A 19343-nucleotide genomic window follows, 5' to 3' on the forward strand; every position below is an offset into this window, starting at 1 on the left:
CAGTCGCCGTGTGAGCGCTATGGCCGTCTTCGTTTCTTTCCGGCGGTTCTGGCGTGACCACCGACTGCTGATGGGGTTCATCCTCGTCGTCATGCTTGCGCTGGCCGCCACGATCGCGCAGTTGTACGGGCGGATGCTCCTGGCCGGGCCAGCGACGCTCGCCCTGTTGTGCTGGCTGACCGCCGTTGTCACGCGCCACGGCGGCGACGCCGCACCGGCCGTGCGCGGGCGGGCCGTTTGGGCGCAATTGCTCGCCTGCGCCACAGTGTTCATCGCGACCGGGCTGGAGGGAGCCCGGCTCGATCACGCCCTGCCGGCAGGATTTCAGGCCAGGCTTCTGATTGCCGGAGCGGTGGCCGGATCTTCCGCGATGCCCATGATGGGGTTAAAGAACCGCGCGTAGGCGAGCGCATCCGCGGTGTTCGGGTCAAGACTGCAGACATAGCAACCTTCACCACCGACTTCTTCAAGGATCGCCGTGAGCGGCATCGCGTCAGGAATCACAGCGTCCACTGCCACTTTGTCGACGAGGGGCAGGAGAAGGTGGCCCGCACCGGTGGAGACGACTTGGGCATCGAGCCCGGTATCTAACGCGGTGCGATCGGGCCGTAATGAGTCGGCGAGGCGACCCCGGTCTGCGAAGGTCCTGCCGAACGACGGTGCAGATTGCGACATCGAGACCACGACCCGGCCATCCGGACTTCTACGTGCCTCGATCGGAAGGATCTCGTCGCCGATCTGCTGCGCAAATCCGGCCCTCGCGTCCACGTGTCTGAACCGGGTCTCGACGAGCCACAACCAGGCGCCGAGAGCATTGTGTCCCGCACCGAACACCTCGGAACCGTTCGGCGTGAACGACCGCAACCGCACGGTTGCAGCCGAAACGGTCGGAGAGAGGATGAACGTCGTTTCGGATTGGTTGAACTCCCGGGCAATCGCCCGCATGGTGATGTCATCGAGCCCGTCTGCGTCTTCGACCAGCGACACCGGGTTACCTTGGAGCGGCGCATACGAAGAGAATAGTCATCCGGTTGAATTCAGACCCCGACAACGCAGCAAGCCTTGGGTATTCTCTTCGCACGGTCTGGCGTCGCGGAACCATGCACGTCGCCGACTGAGCGCCCGCTGCTCAGGCGTGCTGCGCCGACGCGGCCAAGGCCAAGTCGGTCAGCAGCTGGTCGCCGGGAGCGGCGAACGCGTAGTCCGCGGTGATCTCGGCGCGATCGAGCAGCTCGTCCATCCGCTGCCGGCGTTGACGCGGGATCAGAGTGACAACGGTGCCCGGCTTGCCGGCACGCCCGGTGCGCCCTGAGCGGTGCAGGTAGGTTTTGTACTCGTCCGGGGCATCCGCCTGGATGACCAGGTCGATATCGTCGACGTGGATGCCGCGCGCGGCGACATCCGTCGCGACAAGCACGTTGACGCGCCCGCTGGTGAGCTGCTCCAGGTTGCGCGTGCGGCGAGACTGGTTCAGGTCGCCGTGCAGGGACACCGCGGGGATGCCGGCGTCGTCCAGTCGCTCGGCGAGCTGCTCGGCGAACGCGCGGGTGCGTGCGAAAACGAGTGTCTTGCCGTCACGGTCGGTGAGCTGCTCGATGATCGCGGCCTTGTCACGGTGCTCGATCACGAGAACGCGGTGGTCGATGGTGCTCGAGGCCTGATTCTCGCCGGCCACCTCGTGCACGGCCGGGCTCGGCAGGAACTCGCTGACGAGCTTGGCGACACCCTTGTCGAGCGTTGCCGAGAACATCAGCTTCTGGCCACCGCTCGCGGTCTGCCTCAGGATGCGCTGCACCGGCTCGAGGAATCCCAGGTCGCACATGTGGTCGGCCTCGTCCAACACCGTAATGGTGACTTGGCTGAGGTCGAGGCGTCGCTGTTCGATCAGGTCCTCGATGCGACCCGGGGTGCCGATCACAATGTCGACACCACGCTGCAACGCGCCCACCTGGCGGCCCTGCGGAACACCGCCGTAGATCTGTGTTGTGAATAGCCCGACGGAACGGGCGATCGGCTGCACCGTGCGATCGATCTGAAGGGCGAGCTCACGGGTCGGTGCGAGAATGAGCGCGCGGGGTGCACGACCGAACTGGCGCTTCCCACCTGCCTTGCCATGTTCAGCCCATTGCTGCATCAAGCGCTCGACGAGCGGAGCACCGAAGGCGATCGTCTTGCCGCTGCCGGTGCGGCCGCGGCCGAGCACATCCTTGCCCGCGAGCACATCCGGAATCGTTGCCGCCTGGATCGGGAACGGCGTGGCAGCACCGAGCGTCTCAAGCTCGCGAACGATGTTGCCGCCGAGCCCGAGGTCGGCAAACGTCACACCGACGACTTCGGATGCCGTGATCGCTTCGGCCTCGAGGCGGCCCAGTACGACGTCGTCCTGCGGCGTGAAGTGGTGCGCGCCCGAGTGATGATCGGTGCTTGAGCGGTGGTCAGAGCCTGCGCGTACCGAAGTGCGCGTTGGGTAGAAGTCGGAATGCCGTTCGGGCGTGCGCTTCGGACGATCGTTGTCGTAATTCCGACGCGGAGCACGATCCTCATAGGTGCGCTTCGGATGCTCATATCCAGCCCCTGAGCTTGTCGCCTGTCCTGAGGAAGTCGATCTGCGACCGTCCCGAACGGAAGCGCGGTCACCGTATGGCTGGCGCTCGCCGTGCGCGGGGCGGCCGTCGCGATCGTTACGCTGGCCATACGCGGGGCGGCCACCGCGATCGGCAGCGTTCTTCTGGTCGTTGCGCTCACCGTACGGCCTGCGGTCCCCACGGTCAGCGGATGCCTCGCGCTCACCGTAGGGCTTGCGGTCAGCATAAGTCGGTCGGGCACCACTGTCGCCATACGGCTTGCGGGCACCGCGCTCGCCATACGGCTTGCGGTCGGAGCGCTCACCATACGGCTTGCGATCATTGCGGTCACCGTAGGCGTGCTGCGAGCCGGAGGTGCGACGGTCACCCGTGCGACCGTTGCCCGAACTTGCCGCAGCGCGCGGTTCCCAGTTCGGACGATCGGTACGTGCGCCGTCGCGGTTGCCCTGACGGGCGGCGCGCTCGTCGGCGTTCCAGCGCTGCTTCTTGGCAGCAGCCTCGGTGGGTTCCGGGCGGTATCCGCGGTGGTTCGGACTCCTGCTCCCGGCTTTGGGACCGGACTTCTTCGCACCGCTGCGCAGTGTGGAACTCTTGCTTCCGTATGCGCTGGAATTCTGCTTGTCGTACGGACGCTGCTTGTTGTAAGGCATGACTGGTTTCCTGGGTTGTCGTTGATTGCATGGCAGAACCCGCGACAGAATCGTCACGTCCTTGCAAGAACCCAGGCTGTCTTCGACTGGGGCCGTTTCACATACAGTGATCTTCCGTAGTACCGCGGCGCACTTCGCGCCTCCTACGGTTCCGGCCCACCTGACTTACAAACCCATCCACGCACAGCGTGGTGTCAAGAGCCGACCAGCTAACGTTACACGATCACCCCTGTGAACTCCCAGCGAATCGCCCTTCTCACCATGAGCAACTCAGCGCCCGATGAAGCCAGGGGGCCGCTTCTGCTGGAAGGCGATGAAGCCTTCCTTGTAGTCAGCAGTTGCCTGCAAGGCCACCTGTGCTTCGTTCTCTGCGGTCACGTTTTGCCACAGGCCGATCCGTTCGCTGCGCAGACGCTGCACGATCCGTTTGCTCGCGAGGAACGCCTGCGTCGGTCCGGATGCCGCCACCCGCGCCGCAGCGCGCGTCTGCTCAAGCACATCCGCGGCGGGCAGCAATCGGCTGAACAGCCCGGCCCCGACGGCTTCCTCACCGGACATCAAGCGCCCCGTGTAAATCAGGTCGAGCGTTCGGTGCGCGCCAAGCCGCTGGTAGAACAGTGCGTGGCCACCCGAATCGAGCACCGCCCCCAAGGCGACGAACGGCGATCCGATCTTCGCGTCATCGGCAACGTAGACGACGTCCGTCGCGATCAGCAACCCGAGTCCGACGCCGAGGCAGGCGCCGTGCGCGACGGCGAACGTCGGCGCCGGAAACACGCTCATTTTCTTCATCAGCGGGGTGAGCAGTCTGAACAGGTATCCGCTCATGTCATCCGTCGCCGGGTCGACGTTTGAAATGTCGCGCCCCGCGCAGAATGCTCGACCCTCACCGCGCAGCACAAGCGCGCGCACGCCGGCATCCTGAGCCTCGCCGTACGCCGCGTCGAGCGCGGCGAGCGCACCCTCATCGAGCGCATTGAGTTTCTCCGGAACATTCAGCACGATCTCGGCGACGTTTCCGTCGATGGTCAAATCGATCACAGCATCCGCCCCTCTCGTTGATGGTTCAGCCTTGACGACCATTCAGCCCTGACGTCATCGAGCGGCCGCAACACGAGCGCCGTCAGCCGTCGTAATCGACGACGACTTTCTCCGTCGTCGGATGCGACTGGCAGGTCAGCACATAACCGCGCGCCAGTTCATCCGGCTCGAGAGCGTAGTTGTAGGTCATCGTCACATCGCCGGTGACCAGCTTGGCACGACAGGTGCCGCACACGCCGCCCGTGCAGGCGAACGGCACGTCGGGCCGCACCCGCAGTGCCGCATTCAGCAGACTCTCGTGGGCGTTCACCGGCGAAGTGACCCGCGATTCCTGGCCGTCGAGGTTGAACTCAAGCGTGTACACGGTGTCGCCGGGGTCGACGATCACCGGTCGCCCGACATCGCCGGTGACCCGGCCCGGCTCATCCGTCGTGAACAATTCGAAGCGGATGTTGTCGGTCGGCACCCCGACATCGGCCAGCGTGTCTCTGCACAGCTGCACCAACTCGAAGGGCCCGCAGAGGAACCACTCGTCGACCGCGGCCGGGTGGATGATCGTGGCCAGCATCCGCCGCAACCGATCCTCGTCGATGCGGCCGGTCAGCAACGGCGCGGCGCGTTGCTCGCGAGAAAGCACGTGATCAAGAGCGAGCCGCGCAGGATAGCGATCCTTGAGGTCGGCGAGTTCCTCGAGAAACATCACGTCGACAGCGGTGCGGTTCGTGTAGACGAGGGTGAATCGCGAATCGTCGGCCCGCGACAGGATGCTGGAAGCCAGCGCCACCAACGGCGTGATGCCCGAGCCGGCGGCGATCGCGACGAAGTGCTTGCCCGCAACATCGTCGAGGTCGGTCGTGAAGGTGCCCTGGGGGCTCATCACGTCCAGCCGATCGCCGGCTTTCAGCTCACTGTTCGCCCACGTCGAGAACACGCCGCCGAGGTCGCGCTTGATCGCGATCGACAATGCGCCGGGCGACGGCGGGCGGCAGATCGAGTAGCTGCGGCGCAGTTCGCGCCCATCGAGGTGGGCGCGTAGGGCGACATGCTGACCGGATGCGTAGTCGTAGTCGTTCGCGAGCTCGGGCGGCACGGCGAACGTGACCTCGACACTGTCCGCGGTCAGCGGTCGCACGTTCGCCACCTCGAGTGTGTGAAACCGCGCCCGGTGCCGGGTGATCGGGGTCATCAGAGCACCTTGAAGTAGTCGAACGGCTCGAGGCACTCGCGGCACTCGTAGAGTGCCTTGCAGCTGGTCGAACCGAAGTGTGCGAGCTCACGCGTGTTGAGCGAGTTGCAGTGTGGGCATTTCACCGCCATCTGGATGCTCACCCGCGTGGACCCGACGGCACGCGCCTTCCCGGTCGGCGCCGCGATGCCGAACTTCTCCAGCTTCTGCTTGCCGGCCTCGGTCATCCAGTCGGTGGTCCAGGCCGGGCTGAGCGTCAGGTGCACGCGCACATGCGCGTAGCCGGCATCCATCAGCGCGCCTTCGACATCGTCACGGATGGCGTCCATCGCCGGGCAGCCCGAGTAGGTCGGGGTGATCGTGACGTCGACGGTGTCGCCGTTCAATTGCACGTCGCGCAGCACACCGAGGTCCTCGATCGTGAGCACAGGCAGCTCTGGGTCGACGACGGTCGCCGCGACCGCCCAAGCATCTCGCTGGTTTCGCCGGTCGAGCGATGTCCTGCGGAAGCCCGGTCCCTGAGCTTGCCGAAGGGCGGCCGTATCGAGACCCGGTGAGGCGGTCTCCATTCGGGTCTCGATACGGGTCTCGATACGTTCGCTGGCGCTCTCTACTCGACCACCATCTTCGCTCGCTACTCGACCAACGGAAGACATCGTCATCACCACGTCGCCCCCGGATGCTGCCTGGTCAACCACTGCATCTCGCTCAGGATGTATTGCAGATATTCAGAGTGCACGCCATCGCGTCCTCCCCCGCGGGCGATCGGCCCGCGCGGCACTTCCAGCTCGCACTCGGCGAACAGGTCGGCGAGCGCCGCGTCGAACGGTTCACGCAAGCTCGACGGACGCACTGCGACGCCGCCGCTTTCGACACCGCCACCTTCGACACCGCCACCTTCAACAACGCCGAGCCGATCGATCAGTGGCGTATCGCGGAACAGCTCGTCGACATACGGCCAGAGGTCGGCGAGCGCGGTCTGCAAGCGGGCTCGCGATTCGTCCGTGCCGAGCGCGAGCCGCAGCATCCACTGTCGGGCGTGGTCGCGATGATAGTCGACCTCCTTGACAGCTTTTGCCGCGATCGCTGCGAGGGTCGCATCGGCCGAGGCCTGAAGCCGTAGATACAGCTCGAACAGGTAGTAGGAGACGATCAGCTGCCGCACGATCGTGTGCGCGAAGTCGCCGTTCGGCTGCTCGACCAGGTGCACACTACGAAACTCGGATGCCTCGCGCCAGTACGCGAGATCGTCCTCGCTGCGGGGCGTGTGGCTGCTGTCAGCCGCGCTGGGCACCAGCGCGGTGCCTGCGTAGTGCAGTAAAGATCGCGCGTGTCCGAGCAGGTCGAGTGCGATGTTGGCGAGGGCGACATCTTCCTCAAGCTCGGGGGCTCGAGAGATCCACCAGCCGAGGCGCTGGGCCAGGATGAGGGCATCATCGCCGAGCCAGAGCGCGTACTCTGCGACGTCGGCCGACGGGGCGATGCCGCGCGAGACGAGTTCCTCTTCGAGCGCGACGACGTCGACGGCGACGTGCGCATTCCCGGTGGTCGAGTAGGACTTGGTGGTCGAGTAGCGAGGAACGAGCGTATCGAGACCGGTATCGAGACCGGCTCGCGGGGTCTCGATACGCTCGCTGGCGCTCGCTACTCGACCAACAGGGGCGTCCGCTACTCGACCGGCAGCGGGGCCTCGACCAACAGAGGCGCTCACAGGTGCTTCACCCCCTCGGCCTTCGTGTAGTAGACGGCGTGGCGATAGTTCTTGCCGGCGGGGGATGTGAAGAACGCGCCGCGGGCGTCCGGATCGCTTGCGGTGATCGCGTCGGAGGGCACGACCCAGATCGAGACACCCTCATTTCGGCGCGTGTACAGGTCGCGGGCATTGCGAACGGCCATGTCGGCATCCGGTGCGTGCAGCGACCCGGCGTGCACGTGACTCAGGCCCCGGCCGGAACGCACGAAGACTTCCCAGAGCGGCCACACTTCCTTGGCCGAGCCGGATGCGTCGTCGTGGCCGGTCTGGGCTGCGCCGCTCATGCCGCCACCGCCTTCGATGAACTCGGGCCCTTCGACAAGCTCAGGGACCGGGATGCGTATGCCGCGGCCGCCTCGCGCACCCAACGCCCGTCCTCGTGCGCATCGCGGCGGCGTTCCAGCCGCTGGGCGTTGCACGGGCCGCGGCCGGCCAGCACGTCGTGGAACTCTGCCCAGTCGATCGCACCGAGGTCCCATGCGCCGCGTTCTTCGTTCCAGGTCAAGTCGGGGTCGGGCAGCGTGATGCCGAGCACCTCGGCCTGCGGCACGAGCATGCCGACGAACCGGTCACGCAACTCGTCGTTCGAGAAACGCTTGATGTTCCACGCCATCGACTGCGCAGAGTTCGGCGAGTCGCCGTCGGGCGGCCCGAACATCATGAGAGACGGCCGATACCAGCGGTTGACGGCATCCTGCGCCATCTCGCGTTGGGCATCCGTTCCATGCATGAGTTCGAGCAGAATCTCGAAGCCCTGCCGTTGGTGGAACGACTCCTCCTTGCAGATGCGCACCATCGCCCGCGCATACGGTCCGTACGATGCACGACACAGCGGCACCTGATTGCAGATCGCAGCGCCGTCGACGAGCCAGCCGATCGCGCCCATGTCCGCCCAGGACAGCGTCGGATAGTTGAAGATCGACGAGTAGCGCGCCTTGCCTGCGATGAGCTGATCGGTCATCTCGTCGCGGGTGATACCGAGCGTCTGCGTGCCGGAGTAGAGGTAGAGGCCGTGGCCCGCCTCATCCTGCACCTTGGCCATCAAAATGGCCTTGCGCTTTAGGCTCGGCGCGCGGGAAATCCAGTTCGCCTCCGGCTGCATGCCGATGATCTCGGAGTGCGCGTGCTGCCCCATCTGGCGGATGAGCGCTCGCCGGTAATTGTCCGGCATCCAATCGCGCGGCTCGATGCGGCCGTCGGCCGCGAGAAGATCGTTGAACTGCTGCTCCTCCGGCGAGAGTGAAGGCTCGTCGCTCGGCACCGGGTTCAGCTCCGCAGGGGCTGTCATCATCGACTCCAGTCGTTACTAACCGATCGTTCAGTCAGTATATGATAGCCCACGTGACGGCGAAGTCAGAGGGTGCGCAGCGCACAGCACAGCGTGCAGTAGCGCGCTCAACAGCGGGCGCAGCAGCAGGCACGGCAGCGGGCGCAGGCTCAGCAGCACGCGCAGGCGCAGGCGCGGGCTCGATGCTCGAGCGCGATCGGGCAACGGAAGCACTCGGCATGACCGTCCACACGGCCGAACCTGGCCACGCTGTCGTCTCGATGACAATTCGCGACGACATGCTCAACGGCTTCGACATCGCCCATGGCGGAATGATCTTCTCGCTGGCGGATACCGCGTTCGCGATCGCGTGCAACGAAGACGACCGAGTGACGGTCGCGGCCGGTGCCGACATCACGTTCCTCGCGAGCGCCACACTCGGCCAAGTGCTCACCGCGTCGGCGCACCGCCGAGCACTTGCCGGTCGTAGCGGCATCTACGATGTCACCATCACGGACGAAGGCGGCACCCCGATCGCGGAGTTTCGCGGTCGCAGTCGCATCACCAATCGCACCGTACCCAAAAGCACCGTTCCCGCATAGCACTGTTCCCCAGAGCACCCTGCGCGAGCAAGAAGCAACGCACCAGTAATCAGAAGGACCACATGTCACCGTCGACGAAAACCCGCTTGACCGCCCCCGCCGCAGCCGAACTCGACCCTGAGGAGCGGATGTCCCGTGACGAACTCCAGGCGCTGCAGCTGAAACGACTCCAGCACGCGGTGTGGCACGCGTACGAGAACGTGCCGCTGTATCAGCGCAAGTTCGCGGATGCCGGGGTGCACCCCGACGACATCCGCTCGCTTGACGACGTGGCGAAGCTGCCATTCACCACCAAGGACGACCTGCGGGAGACCTACCCGTTCGGCATGTTCGCCGTGCCGATGAGCCAGGTGGCACGCATTCACGCATCGTCGGGAACCACCGGGCGACCGACCGTCGTCGGCTACACCCAGACAGACCTGAACAACTGGGCGCGGCTGATCGCACGTTCGCTGCGGGCATCCGGCGTTCGCCCGGGGATGCTCGTGCACAACGCCTATGGCTACGGTCTGTTCACCGGCGGCCTCGGCCTGCACGACGGCGCCCAGTTGCTCGGCACGACGGTCGTACCAGTTTCTGGCGGGCAGACCAGTCGGCAGGTGCAGCTGATCAACGACTTCCACCCGGATGTGATCCTGTGCACACCGAGCTACCTGCTCACCATTGCGGATGCCCTCGCCGAGGCCGGCATCGACCCTCGCGAGACGAGTCTGAAGGTCGGCGTGCTCGGCGCAGAGCCCTGGACGAACCAGATGCGCGACGAACTCGAGGAGCGGCTGGACATCGACGCGCTCGACATCTATGGCCTGAGCGAGGTGATGGGTCCCGGCGTCGGCAACGAGTGCATCGAATCGAAGGACGGGCCGCACCTGTGGGAAGACCACTTTCTGCCTGAGGTCATCGACGAACAGACGTTGACGCCGCTGCCGGACGGCGACATCGGCGAACTCGTCTTCACATCGCTGACCAAGGAGGCGTTCCCGATCATCCGCTATCGCACGCGCGACCTGACGCGCCTGCTGCCCGGCAGTGCACGCCCCGGCATGCGCCGAATGGAGCGGATTACCGGGCGCGACGACGACATGATCGTCTTGCGAGGGGTCAACTTGTTCCCGACGCAGATCGAGGAGATCGTGCTGGGCATCCCCGAGCTGTCGCCGCACTTCATCCTGGAGTTGCGCAAGCCCGCCCGTCTCGACGAGCTCACCGTGCGCATCGAGGCCCGTCCCGAATACGACGCGGATGCCTGCGCTCGCGCCTGCGCGCTGCTCATCGACCGCGTCAAGCAGCACGTCGGTTCGACCGTGCTCGTGCAGCTCGAGACACCCGGCACACTCGAGCGGAGCACCGGCAAGCTCAAGCGCCTCTACGACCTGCGGTAGCGCGCGGTCGCTGAGCTTGACGATGTGCCCCTTCCGGTGCGCCACTTCGGGCGTGGTGCGCCAGTTGAAGTGGCGCACCGTACACGAGATGGCGCACAGTCGGCGGCCGAGGTTGTCCGCCGCCGGGCACAGGCCGTCATCAGCATGAAAGGTCCGGGCGACAGAGAAACTCGACGCAGAAGTAGCTCATATCGCCGAACAGCGAGGAACAACGAAATCTCGCGTGATCCGTGAAGCGGTCGAAGAATATTTGCGCGCACACGCGTGAGCGGTAGCGCGCGGTCAGGTCATCCTCCTGGCGCGGGCGAGGAGGTAGTCGCGCTCGGGGATGGACGCCGTCGCGCGAGCTGCGGACCGATACGCGTCGATGGCCGCCTCGCGTTCGCCGGCCTGCTCCAACAGGTGTGCGCGCACGGCCAGCACCCGATGCGGCTCGGCAGCCAGTCGCTTGGCTTTCACCGGGTCGACGAGCAGCCGGTCGACGATCGCCAGCCCAGCGGTGGGCCCGTGAACCATCGCCTCGGCAACGGCACGATTCAGGGTGACGACCGGGTTTCCCGTCTCGCGCTCGAGCAGCTTATAGAGGATCAGAATCTGCGGCCAGTCGGTTTCATCCGTGCTCGGCGCCTCATCGTGGAGCGCCGCGATGCTTGCCTGCAGAAGATACGCACTCGGGCGTCGCCCGAGAAGGGTCCGTTCGAGGATCGCAACCCCCTCATCGATCGCCGCCTGATTCCACAGTGATCGGTCTTGCTCGTCGAGCGGGACGAGCGCACCGTCCGGCGTAGTCCGGGCCGGCCGTCTCGCATCCGTCAGGAGCATGAGCGCGAGGAGGCCCGCCGCTTCACCATGTTCGGACAGCCGGTCGGACAGTCGTTCGGGCGACTCTGAGCAGACCATCCGTGCCAGCCGGATGGCTTCGCCGCTGAGCTCCACGTCGTGAACGGCGGGACCCGCAGTCGCCGTGTGCCCCTCGTTGAACATGAGATACAGCACCGTCAGCACCGAGGTGATGCGATCCTCGGCATCCGTCGGTGAGGGGAACACTGCTCCGGCGTCCCGAATGCGTGCCTTGGCACGCGTGATCCGCTGCGCGACCGTAGCCTCGGGCAGCAGGTAGGCACGTGCGATCTGCGCCGTGGTCAACCCTGCGACCGCGCGGAGCGTCAACGCGACCTGCGCCGCGGGCGACAACGACGGATGGCAGCACAGTCTGAGAAGCTGCACACTGTCGTCCGTGGCCCCGACCCTGGCCTCGGCCTCGACCTCGGCCCCGGCTTGCGATCCGGGTCGCTCACGCAGCTGGGCGATGCCCGCTGGACTCAGCCGCGCATGTGTCAATTCACGATCCCGGCGCCGCTTCTCGCTGCGGATGTGATCGATGAGCCGCCGCTGGGCGGTCGTGATCAACCAGGCCAATGGATCATCCGGATTCCCGCGACGCGGCCACTGCTCGTACGCGGCAAGCAGTGCGTCTTGAACGGCGTCTTCGCACAGGTCGAACTGGCTCGCACCGTAGCGCCGCAGGAGCGCGCCGAGAACCTGCGGCGCGAGCGCGCGCAGCAGGTTCTCGTCTGCGAAACCCGGTGTCACATGTTCGCCCCTGCTGAGAACATCACGGGCCGGATCTCCAGTGCGAGACCGTCGATGCTCGCGTCGGGAATCAGTTGGGCGAGCTCGATTGCGCGCTCCTTCGATTCGACGTCCATCAGGTAGTAACCGCCCATGAACTCCTTCGTCTCCGCGAAGGGTCCGTCTGTCACCTCCGGCTTGCCGCCGGCGCTGCGAATCGTGGTGGTCTGGCTGGGGTCACCCAGCGCGTGGGTGCTCAGCATCTCGCCGGATGCCGTGGTCTGCTCGATGAAGGCCTGGTGGCCCGCGCCGATGGCTTGTTGCTCATCGGCAGACAGCGAGTCCAAGACGGCCGGGTCGACCTGCATCAGAATCAGATACTTCATGAGTTTTCTCCTCTGTATTGTGGTGATTTTATGGGTGGAAGGCCGGAATTCGGCGCAGAGCGCGGAAAGTCACGACGGCCATCGCTGCCATGACGACCGCACTCACGATCGCGACGCCCTGCAGCCCGGAGCAGAAGGCGAGCGCCGCGTTCGGTGTCGGTGTCATTGCCTGTCCTTGCGTGCGAGGAGCGAATCACACCAAGGTCGTCACGGCTAGCAGGAATTCGACAGTCGGACAAAAAAGGACTTCTAGCACGTTGAACCAGCTCCGTATTGCGGGCACAACTTGTTCTCTTCCCGTCCTCACGATCACTCGAATGTTCGAAGTGCGCAAGATGTCGGATTGCCCGGGCAATCCAGCACTTCGCGCACTATGAGTGACCAGGCGCTGAACGTGCCCGTGCGTCGTCGCCGCGCATCATCGCCGCGCGCTACAGACGTCGGCGTTGTCGCCGTGCGAAACTGGGCACGACATGACTGCGCACGACACGACAGAGCACGACATCACCGAGCACGACATGACGGATGCGACGGAGCTCAAGCGGGGCCGCCCCGGCTACGATCAGCGTGCCGTGCTGACGATTGCCGTCGCCGCGTTCAACGAGTTCGGCTACGACGCCACCTCGATGGGCGTGCTCGCGAAGCGGCTCGGGCTCTCGAAGTCCGCGATCTATCATCACTTTGCGGCCAAGGAAGACATTCTCGAGCTCGCCCTCGACGAAGCACTGACCGCCCTCGAGGCCGTGCTGGTCGAGAACGCGCCGACCGAGAATGCGCCAACCGACAACATCTCGTTCGAACGCATGCCGGCCGAAACCGTGCCGACCGAGACTGAACCGGATGCCGCAACCAGCGCGGCCGATCGCCTCGCCGCCGTGCTGCGCGGCGCAGTCGCCGTGCTCGTCGACAAGCTGCCGTCTGTGACACTTCTGTTGCGCGTGCGCGGCAACACGGATGTCGAACGCAGGGCGCTGACCCGCCGCCGCGCCTTCGACCGCGCGGTCGCGGCGCTCGTCGTTCAGGCGCGAGACGAGGGCTCGCTGCGGAGCGATATCGACCCGGCGATCGTCTCCCGTCTGCTGTTCGGCATGATCAACTCGATCGTCGAGTGGTACCGACCCGGTGGACCCGTCGACGCGGAAACCCTCGCCGGCGACGTCCTTACTGTTGCTCTCGATGGCCTGCGCACGCCGTCGGTCGGCGGATGAGCGGCCGACCATGACCGATGCCGGCACGGGTGCGGTTGCCATCCCGCCGAATACCCGTGCAATTCTCGACCTCACGATGCGGATCGCCGAAGTCATTTTCTCTGCCGGCGCCGGCGCGGAGGACGCGACCGCCGCGATGCAGGCGATCACCCGGGCCTACGGCCTGAAGAACACGGATGCCGACATCACGCACACGCTGCTGACCCTCACCTATGAGAATGTGCAGACCCACGAGTCTGTCACGCGCAGCCGCAACGTGAAATACCGAAACCTCGACTACGCGAAGCTGGCGGCGACATCCGCCCTGATCAGCGAGATCATCGAGCAAAAGCTCGATGTGGCCAGCGCGCGCAAGCGCATTGCCACAATCGTCAGCGCGAAGCCGCAGGTGCCATGGCTGTGGCGCCGAGTCGGCTGGAGCCTTCTCGGCGCGGGCGCCGCCTTTCTGATCGGTGGGGATCTGCTCGTTGCCGCCGCCGCGTTCGTCGCGACATTCATCATCGATTTCCTCACCTCGAAGCTGGCGTCCAGGCGTGTGCCCGTGTTCTACCAGTCCGTCGTCGGCGGTGCGATCGGGCCGATCGTCGCCGCGGTGGTGAAACTGTTCGACCCCAGCGAATCCGCATCGATCGTCGTTGTCGCCACGATCATCATGCTGCTCGCCGGTGTCACGACGTTCGGTGCCGTGCACGACACGCTGTCCGGTTTCTACGTCACGGGCACAGCCCGACTGATGGAAGCGTTGCTCATCACGGCCGGGCTCGTCACCGGCGTCGCGGGCGCGTCACTGCTGCTCAGCAGACTCGGGCTGCAGCTGACGATCCAGGCGGATGCGACGACCTCGTTCGCGACGCTGCCAACGCAGCTGGCGGCATCCGTCGTCATCGTGTTCGGCTTCGGGCTCGCCGCGCAGGTGCCATGGCGGGCGTTCTGGGCGATCTGTGCGCTCGGAGCACTGGCCGAGCTGATCTACGCGCTCGGATTGGGGTCAGGTTTCGGGCGGGTGTGGTCGTCCGCCGGCGCTGCCATCGTCGTCGGTCTGCTCGCCGCGATCGCGGCACGCGCCGTGCGCACACCACCGCTGGCGATCGTGGTCTCGGCACTCGTGCCACTCGTGCCGGGGCTCAGCCTGTTCCAGGGGCTGCTTCAGCTGGCGGATGGCTCGCTCACCGGCCTCCTCAGCATGTTGACGGCCGCAGCGGTTGCCGGGGCGCTGGCAGCGGGGGCCATCCTCGGGCAATATCTCGTGCAGGCGGTGTGGGGGCCGGCTCGCCGACTGCAGCGCCGGTTCATCGGACCGCTGATGGCGATGCCAGTGCAGTTCGGGCGGCGCCGCGACCGTGATCGGGGTGGCCGTGATCGGAGTGGCCGCGCGAGCAAAGGTTCAGGCGGGCGCGCCGGCAAGCGCGTCTGAGCCTCGACGAAACGCTCTGTGCTTCGACGAAACGCTCTGTGCCTTGACGAATCGCTCTGAGCCTCGACGAATCACGTTGCCGGACCCACAGGTCGGCCGATCGGACAGGTTGTCGGGCGTGCGCGGCGGCCTCGGACGGAGTGCCCTTGCCAACTACACGAACGTTTGCCAAACTGACCTTGTCGGCTGGCACCCGCGTGAGCACCCGAGCTTCGCCGACCAAGGTTCAGCCTTTCGCGTTCTATGAGGAGTCAATGATGACAAACATCCCGGACGGTTTCAGTAGTCGGTTGTACAACAAAGACATTGCGCCGCGTTCCGGCGTCGGCAAGTGGGGAACCTGGGAGTTGTTCGCCTGGTGGATGTCGGCCTGGCACAGCCTGGGCGGTTACGCCTTCGCAGTCGGCCTGATCGTTCTCGGCATCAACGGTTGGCAGATGGCCGTTGGACTCAGCCTCGGCATCGTGATCATCTACTTCATGAGCAACCTGATGGGAGTCGCGGGTCAGAAGGTCGGCGTGCCCTTCCCGGTGTTCGCCCGCGCGAGCTTCGGCGTGTTCGGAGCGAACATCCCGGCGCTCTTGCGAGCTATCGTTGCGATCTTCTGGTACGGTATCCAGACCTGGTTGGCATCCGCGGTCATCATGATCCTGGTTGTCAAGCTGTGGCCTGCAACCGAGCCGATGACCAAGGGCGACTTCCTCGGCCTGTCGGGCCTCGGTTGGATCTGCTTCCTCTTCCTGTGGGCCGTGCAGCTGCTCGTATTGCACCGTGGCATCGAGACCGTGCGCAAACTGACGGTGTTCGCCGGCCCGGCGATCTGGGTTGCCATGGCCGCCCTGGCCATCTGGACGCTGAACCGGGCCGGCTGGTCACTGGACTGGAACTATCACGAGGCAGGCGCCAGCCAGAACTTCGGAGCGCTCTTCGTCGCAACGTGCGCAGCGATGTTCATCACCGTCGCCTACATGGCCGGACCGATGCTGAACTTCGCGGACTTCACGCGCCTGTCGCCGAGCCGTCGAGCCGTCGTCCGAGGCAACGCCCTGGGTCTGTTGTTGAACGGCATCGCGTTCGGTGTCGTATCGATCGTCATCGCGTTGGCGTCGGTGAAGGTCTACGGCAAGGCCATCCAAGACCCGATCCTGCTGCTCAAGGACATCGACAACCCGACATTGCTGCTGCTGACGATCATCGTTGTCGTCATCGCCACCGCGGGAATCAACGTGATCCTCAACTTCGTCTCCCCTTCGTACGACATATCGAATGCAGCGCCGAAGCACATCAACTTCCGACGTGGCGGCCTGATCACGGCAGTTCTCGCCATTGTGGTGACACCGTGGAACCTGTACTCGAACCCGGTTGTCGTCAACCAGTTCATCGGCGGAGTCGGCGCGCTGATGGGGCCGTTGCTCGGAATTGTGCTGGTGGACTACTACCTGATCCGCAAGGCTCAGATCCACGCCGCCAGCTTGTACAGCGACGCGCCGGATGGTCGCTATTTCTATCACCGCGGCGCCAACCTCAACTCGGTGTATGCGCTGATCGCGTCCGGAGTCATCACGCTGGCACTGACCTTCGTGCCCGCATTCAGTTCGCTGGCGCCGTTCGCGTGGCCGATCGGCGTCATCCTGGGCGGCCTGTTCTGCCTCTGGATCAACCGGATGCGCCCGAATGTGCACGCGCGCGCTGCGGACCTTGCCGACGAGGCAAACGAGCCGAACGCGGCCGACGAGGTCGGCGTCTAAGTCGGATGGGGCGTCGGCGTCGACCCACATCGACGCCGACGCCCACAGCCCGACGTGCGCCTGGGAGCGTGTGACGCGCTCCGCAGACTGGCTGACGGCGTGAGCAAGTAGATAATCAAGTGGGCGAGGGCGAGTGGGTTGCACATGACCGCTGCGGGTGACCTCACACCTTCCATCGACCGTGTGGCAACAGAACTGAGCGAGCTCGCCGGCATCCGTGACGACTCTCTCACCGGATGGACGAGAGAAGTATTCACAGAGCCTTATCGCGACTCACGTCAGTGGGTTCAAGACGCGATGCGGGGCGCGGGGCTCGACGTGCACGTGGACGGTGCCGGCAACATTGTCGGACGGCTTGCCGGGTCGACGCCCGGCGCCCCGCCGATCGTGACCGGCTCCCACACGGACACGGTCACGTCCGGCGGCAGATTCGACGGGATCGTCGGTGTGCTCGGCGGGATCGAAACTGCTCGGCGGTTGCGCGAGAACAGCATCCGACTGACGCACGATCTGATCGTGATCGACTTTCTCGGCGAGGAGCCGAATGAATTCGGGCTGAGCTGCCTGGGCAGCCGCACCCTTGCAGGTGAATTGACAGCAGCGGACCTCGATCGCGTCAGCCTGCGGGGCATCAGCCTCGGCGAGCGATATGCGAGTTTCGGGCTCGATCCGGGCGCGGTGATTTCCAACGATTGGGCGCGAACCGGCGCCTTGCACGGTTATGTTGAACTGCACATCGAGCAGGGGCCGACGCTCGAAGAGCGCGGCATTCCGGTCGGGATCGTCACCGCGATTGCCGGCATCGAACGGCTCGTCGCGACCTTTCGCGGCCGGGCGGATCATGCCGGGACCCGGAGCATGGAATCCCGACAGGATGCAATGGTCGCGGCTGCAGAGGCCGTGCTTGCTGTTCGTCGTGAAGGCTGCTCCGCGCCGGTGCATGGCGTGGCGACGACGACGCAGGTGCGCTCGCTGACGGACTCGCCGAACGTTGTGCCGAGCCTGGTGACGATGCGCAGCGAAGTACGCAGCATCGATCCCGGTTGGCTGAGCGGCACGCGCCGCCGCCTTGCGGAGGAGATTCAGGCCTCCGCGAACGAGACCGGCGTCGACGTCGAGTTCGACTGGACACACGACAACGACGTGGTCCAAACCACTGACGACGTGCAGGACATTGCGGGTGCCGCGGCGACCAGCATCGGGGCGCAATGGATGCCGATCCCGAGCGGAGCAACCCATGATGCGGTGCATATGGCCCGGCTGACCCGGATGGGCATGATCTTCATTCCCTCACACGACGGCAAGAGCCACTGCCCAGAAGAGTGGACGGACGCCAGCGACATCTCGACTGGAATCCGGGTTCTCGCCGACACGATCCTGCGACTGGACGGCCAGTAACCCGCTAACGCCGTGTCACCCCGTTAGTCGAGCGGTGCCCTGAGGAGGGCCGCCCGCGGCCGTCTCGAAGGGTAGCCCGCGTTCCGCCGAAAGGCGGCACATCCCGCCAAATACAGGCCTAACGGGCACCCTCGTCGAGCAGGGTAAGGATGAAACGGCATGCTCCGACACGTGGAACACGGGCCCGGCGGGTGTACACGGTTGGGACTTGATGTCATACTTCGATTTTGATAGTGTCTGCCCCATGAGCCTTTTCATCACGTGCCCGGTCGAGAGTGTCGACCGCGCGACCGCCTTCTACACCGCGCTCGGCTGGACTTTCAACGCCGAGATGTCCGATCACAATGTGTCGTGCTTCGCTATCGCGCCCGAGCAGTACGTCATGCTCGGCAGTCGAGCGATGTACGCGAGCGTCGGCGGTGTCGAAGAGCTGGTCGGCGGACCCCAGACGCCCTCGAAGGTCACGGTCTCTTTCGACCTCGACAGCCGCGAGGCGGTCGACGATCTCGCGGAGCGCGCTGGCGCCGCCGGTGGGCGGATCGGCGACATCGACGACTACCCATTCATGTACCAGCGCGAGTTCGACGACCCCGACGGCTACCACTATTCGCCGTTTTGGATGAAGCCTGACGCCGCTGCGACCGCGTGAGCGACCTCGCCGCGGCCCTCGACATCGTCGGAGCACGGTGGGCCCTGCTCCTCATAGAGCGACTGCTCGAGGGGCCGCAGCGCTACGGCGATCTGCAGCGCGACATCGGCGTGCCGATGAGCGTGCTCGCGACTCGCCTGCGCGAGCTCGAAGAGGCTGGCGTACTGTTCCGTTTACCCCTCCGGCACAACACCCGAGCGTATGCGTTGACTGATCGCGGACTTGCCTTGCGTGATGCGATAGTCGCGCTCGGACGCTGGGGCGGCGAGGAAACGGGCGGCGAGGAAACGGGCGCCGAGGAAACGTAAGCGGCTGCTCAAGTCACAGCAACACCCCGTTGGTGGAGGAGCCCGCGAGCTTTCGGTCCCTGAGCGAAGCCGAAGGGCGAGCGGGCGTATCGAGACCGCGCGCAGGTCTCGATACGCTCGTTCCTCGCTACTCGACCACCAACTTTTCCTCGCTACTCGACCACCAACTTTTCCTCGCTACTCGACCACCAACT

Annotated in this window: 20 protein-coding genes and 1 pseudogene; 10 read left to right on the top strand and 11 right to left on the bottom strand. The window is 65.4% G+C overall.

What is annotated here, in order from left to right; translation table 11 throughout:
• Positions 1–10 precede the first annotated feature (10 nt).
• Positions 11–403, top strand: coding sequence for a hypothetical protein (locus tag QU604_RS19395; protein WP_308466237.1), 393 nt, complete (start codon positions 11–13; stop codon positions 401–403).
• Here the strand turns inward: QU604_RS19395 and QU604_RS19400 are convergent.
• The 8 genes from QU604_RS19400 to paaA all read right to left on the bottom strand — a co-directional run bounded on the left by QU604_RS19400 (position 325) and on the right by paaA (position 8506).
• Complete coding sequence (locus tag QU604_RS19400; protein ID WP_308466238.1) at positions 325–987, bottom strand: PhzF family protein; 663 nt, start codon at positions 985–987, stop codon at positions 325–327. The genes QU604_RS19395 and QU604_RS19400 overlap by 79 nt on opposite strands.
• 142 nt (positions 988–1129) lie before the next feature.
• Positions 1130–3235, bottom strand: coding sequence for a DEAD/DEAH box helicase (locus tag QU604_RS19405; protein WP_308466239.1), 2106 nt, complete (start codon positions 3233–3235; stop codon positions 1130–1132).
• Between the two features lie 270 nt (positions 3236–3505).
• Complete coding sequence (locus QU604_RS19410; RefSeq protein WP_308466240.1) at positions 3506–4276, bottom strand: enoyl-CoA hydratase/isomerase family protein; 771 nt, start codon at positions 4274–4276, stop codon at positions 3506–3508.
• Between the two features lie 82 nt (positions 4277–4358).
• A complete protein-coding gene (gene paaE / locus QU604_RS19415) occupies positions 4359–5462 on the bottom strand; it encodes a 1,2-phenylacetyl-CoA epoxidase subunit PaaE (RefSeq protein ID WP_308466241.1) in 1104 nt (367 codons plus the stop codon).
• A complete protein-coding gene (gene paaD / locus QU604_RS19420) occupies positions 5462–6031 on the bottom strand; it encodes a 1,2-phenylacetyl-CoA epoxidase subunit PaaD (RefSeq protein ID WP_409350042.1) in 570 nt (189 codons plus the stop codon). The genes paaE and paaD overlap by 1 nt, the downstream gene beginning before the upstream one ends.
• A 92-nt stretch (positions 6032–6123) precedes the next feature.
• Positions 6124–7173 (bottom strand): 1,2-phenylacetyl-CoA epoxidase subunit PaaC, encoded by a 1050-nt coding sequence (gene paaC / locus QU604_RS19425; RefSeq protein WP_308466242.1) that lies wholly within the window; start codon positions 7171–7173, stop codon positions 6124–6126.
• The gene (gene paaB / locus QU604_RS19430; RefSeq protein ID WP_308466243.1) at positions 7170–7499 is read right to left on the bottom strand and encodes a 1,2-phenylacetyl-CoA epoxidase subunit PaaB; all 330 of its coding nucleotides are present in this window, start codon (positions 7497–7499) and stop codon (positions 7170–7172) included. The genes paaC and paaB overlap by 4 nt, the downstream gene beginning before the upstream one ends.
• A complete protein-coding gene (paaA, locus tag QU604_RS19435; protein WP_409349982.1) occupies positions 7496–8506 on the bottom strand; it encodes a 1,2-phenylacetyl-CoA epoxidase subunit PaaA in 1011 nt (336 codons plus the stop codon). The genes paaB and paaA overlap by 4 nt, the downstream gene beginning before the upstream one ends.
• A gap of 50 nt (positions 8507–8556) precedes the next feature.
• Between paaA and paaI the strand changes: the two genes are divergently transcribed.
• The 3 genes and pseudogenes from paaI to QU604_RS22280 all read left to right on the top strand — a co-directional run.
• The gene (gene paaI / locus QU604_RS19440; protein ID WP_308466244.1) at positions 8557–9084 is read left to right on the top strand and encodes a hydroxyphenylacetyl-CoA thioesterase PaaI; all 528 of its coding nucleotides are present in this window, start codon (positions 8557–8559) and stop codon (positions 9082–9084) included.
• 62 nt (positions 9085–9146) lie between these two features.
• The gene (gene paaK, locus QU604_RS19445) at positions 9147–10466 is read left to right on the top strand and encodes a phenylacetate--CoA ligase PaaK (protein WP_308466245.1); all 1320 of its coding nucleotides are present in this window, start codon (positions 9147–9149) and stop codon (positions 10464–10466) included.
• A 163-nt stretch (positions 10467–10629) separates the two neighbouring features.
• Positions 10630–10734 (top strand): annotated as a pseudogene (locus QU604_RS22280) (ribbon-helix-helix protein, CopG family); the annotation flags it as partial.
• Between the two features lie 14 nt (positions 10735–10748).
• On the opposite strand, the gene QU604_RS19450 reads toward QU604_RS22280, so the two are convergent.
• Genes QU604_RS19450 through QU604_RS19460 form a run of 3 tightly spaced genes read right to left on the bottom strand, consistent with a single transcriptional unit; the run spans position 10749 to position 12590 of the window.
• Positions 10749–12059 (bottom strand): RNA polymerase sigma factor, encoded by a 1311-nt coding sequence (locus tag QU604_RS19450; protein ID WP_308466246.1) that lies wholly within the window; start codon positions 12057–12059, stop codon positions 10749–10751.
• On the bottom strand, positions 12056–12424 hold the full coding sequence (locus QU604_RS19455; RefSeq protein ID WP_308466247.1) for a YciI family protein: 369 nt from the start codon (positions 12422–12424) through the stop codon (positions 12056–12058). Before QU604_RS19455 ends, QU604_RS19450 begins: the two co-directional genes overlap by 4 nt.
• 28 nt (positions 12425–12452) lie before the next feature.
• Entirely contained in the window at positions 12453–12590 is a 138-nt protein-coding gene (locus tag QU604_RS19460) for a hypothetical protein (protein WP_308466248.1), read from the bottom strand.
• Positions 12591–12942: 352 nt separating this feature from the next.
• Here QU604_RS19460 and QU604_RS19465 point away from each other — a divergent pair, with 352 nt between their 5' ends.
• The 6 genes from QU604_RS19465 to QU604_RS19490 all read left to right on the top strand — a co-directional run bounded on the left by QU604_RS19465 (position 12943) and on the right by QU604_RS19490 (position 19149).
• Positions 12943–13632, top strand: coding sequence for a TetR/AcrR family transcriptional regulator (locus QU604_RS19465; RefSeq protein ID WP_308468984.1), 690 nt, complete (start codon positions 12943–12945; stop codon positions 13630–13632).
• Between the two features lie 10 nt (positions 13633–13642).
• Entirely contained in the window at positions 13643–15046 is a 1404-nt protein-coding gene (locus tag QU604_RS19470; RefSeq protein WP_308466249.1) for a threonine/serine exporter family protein, read from the top strand.
• Positions 15047–15300: 254 nt separating this feature from the next.
• Positions 15301–16794, top strand: coding sequence for an NCS1 family nucleobase:cation symporter-1 (locus QU604_RS19475; protein ID WP_308466250.1), 1494 nt, complete (start codon positions 15301–15303; stop codon positions 16792–16794).
• Between the two features lie 183 nt (positions 16795–16977).
• Positions 16978–18192 (top strand): M20 family metallo-hydrolase, encoded by a 1215-nt coding sequence (locus QU604_RS19480; protein ID WP_308466251.1) that lies wholly within the window; start codon positions 16978–16980, stop codon positions 18190–18192.
• Between the two features lie 244 nt (positions 18193–18436).
• Positions 18437–18841 (top strand): VOC family protein, encoded by a 405-nt coding sequence (locus QU604_RS19485; protein ID WP_308466252.1) that lies wholly within the window; start codon positions 18437–18439, stop codon positions 18839–18841.
• Positions 18838–19149 (top strand): winged helix-turn-helix transcriptional regulator, encoded by a 312-nt coding sequence (locus tag QU604_RS19490; protein ID WP_308466253.1) that lies wholly within the window; start codon positions 18838–18840, stop codon positions 19147–19149. Before QU604_RS19485 ends, QU604_RS19490 begins: the two co-directional genes overlap by 4 nt.
• Positions 19150–19343: the final 194 nt, after the last annotated feature.

The organism is Rathayibacter sp. SW19, from assembly GCF_030866825.1.
In the GTDB taxonomy this organism is placed as follows: domain Bacteria; phylum Actinomycetota; class Actinomycetes; order Actinomycetales; family Microbacteriaceae; genus Rathayibacter_A; species Rathayibacter_A soli.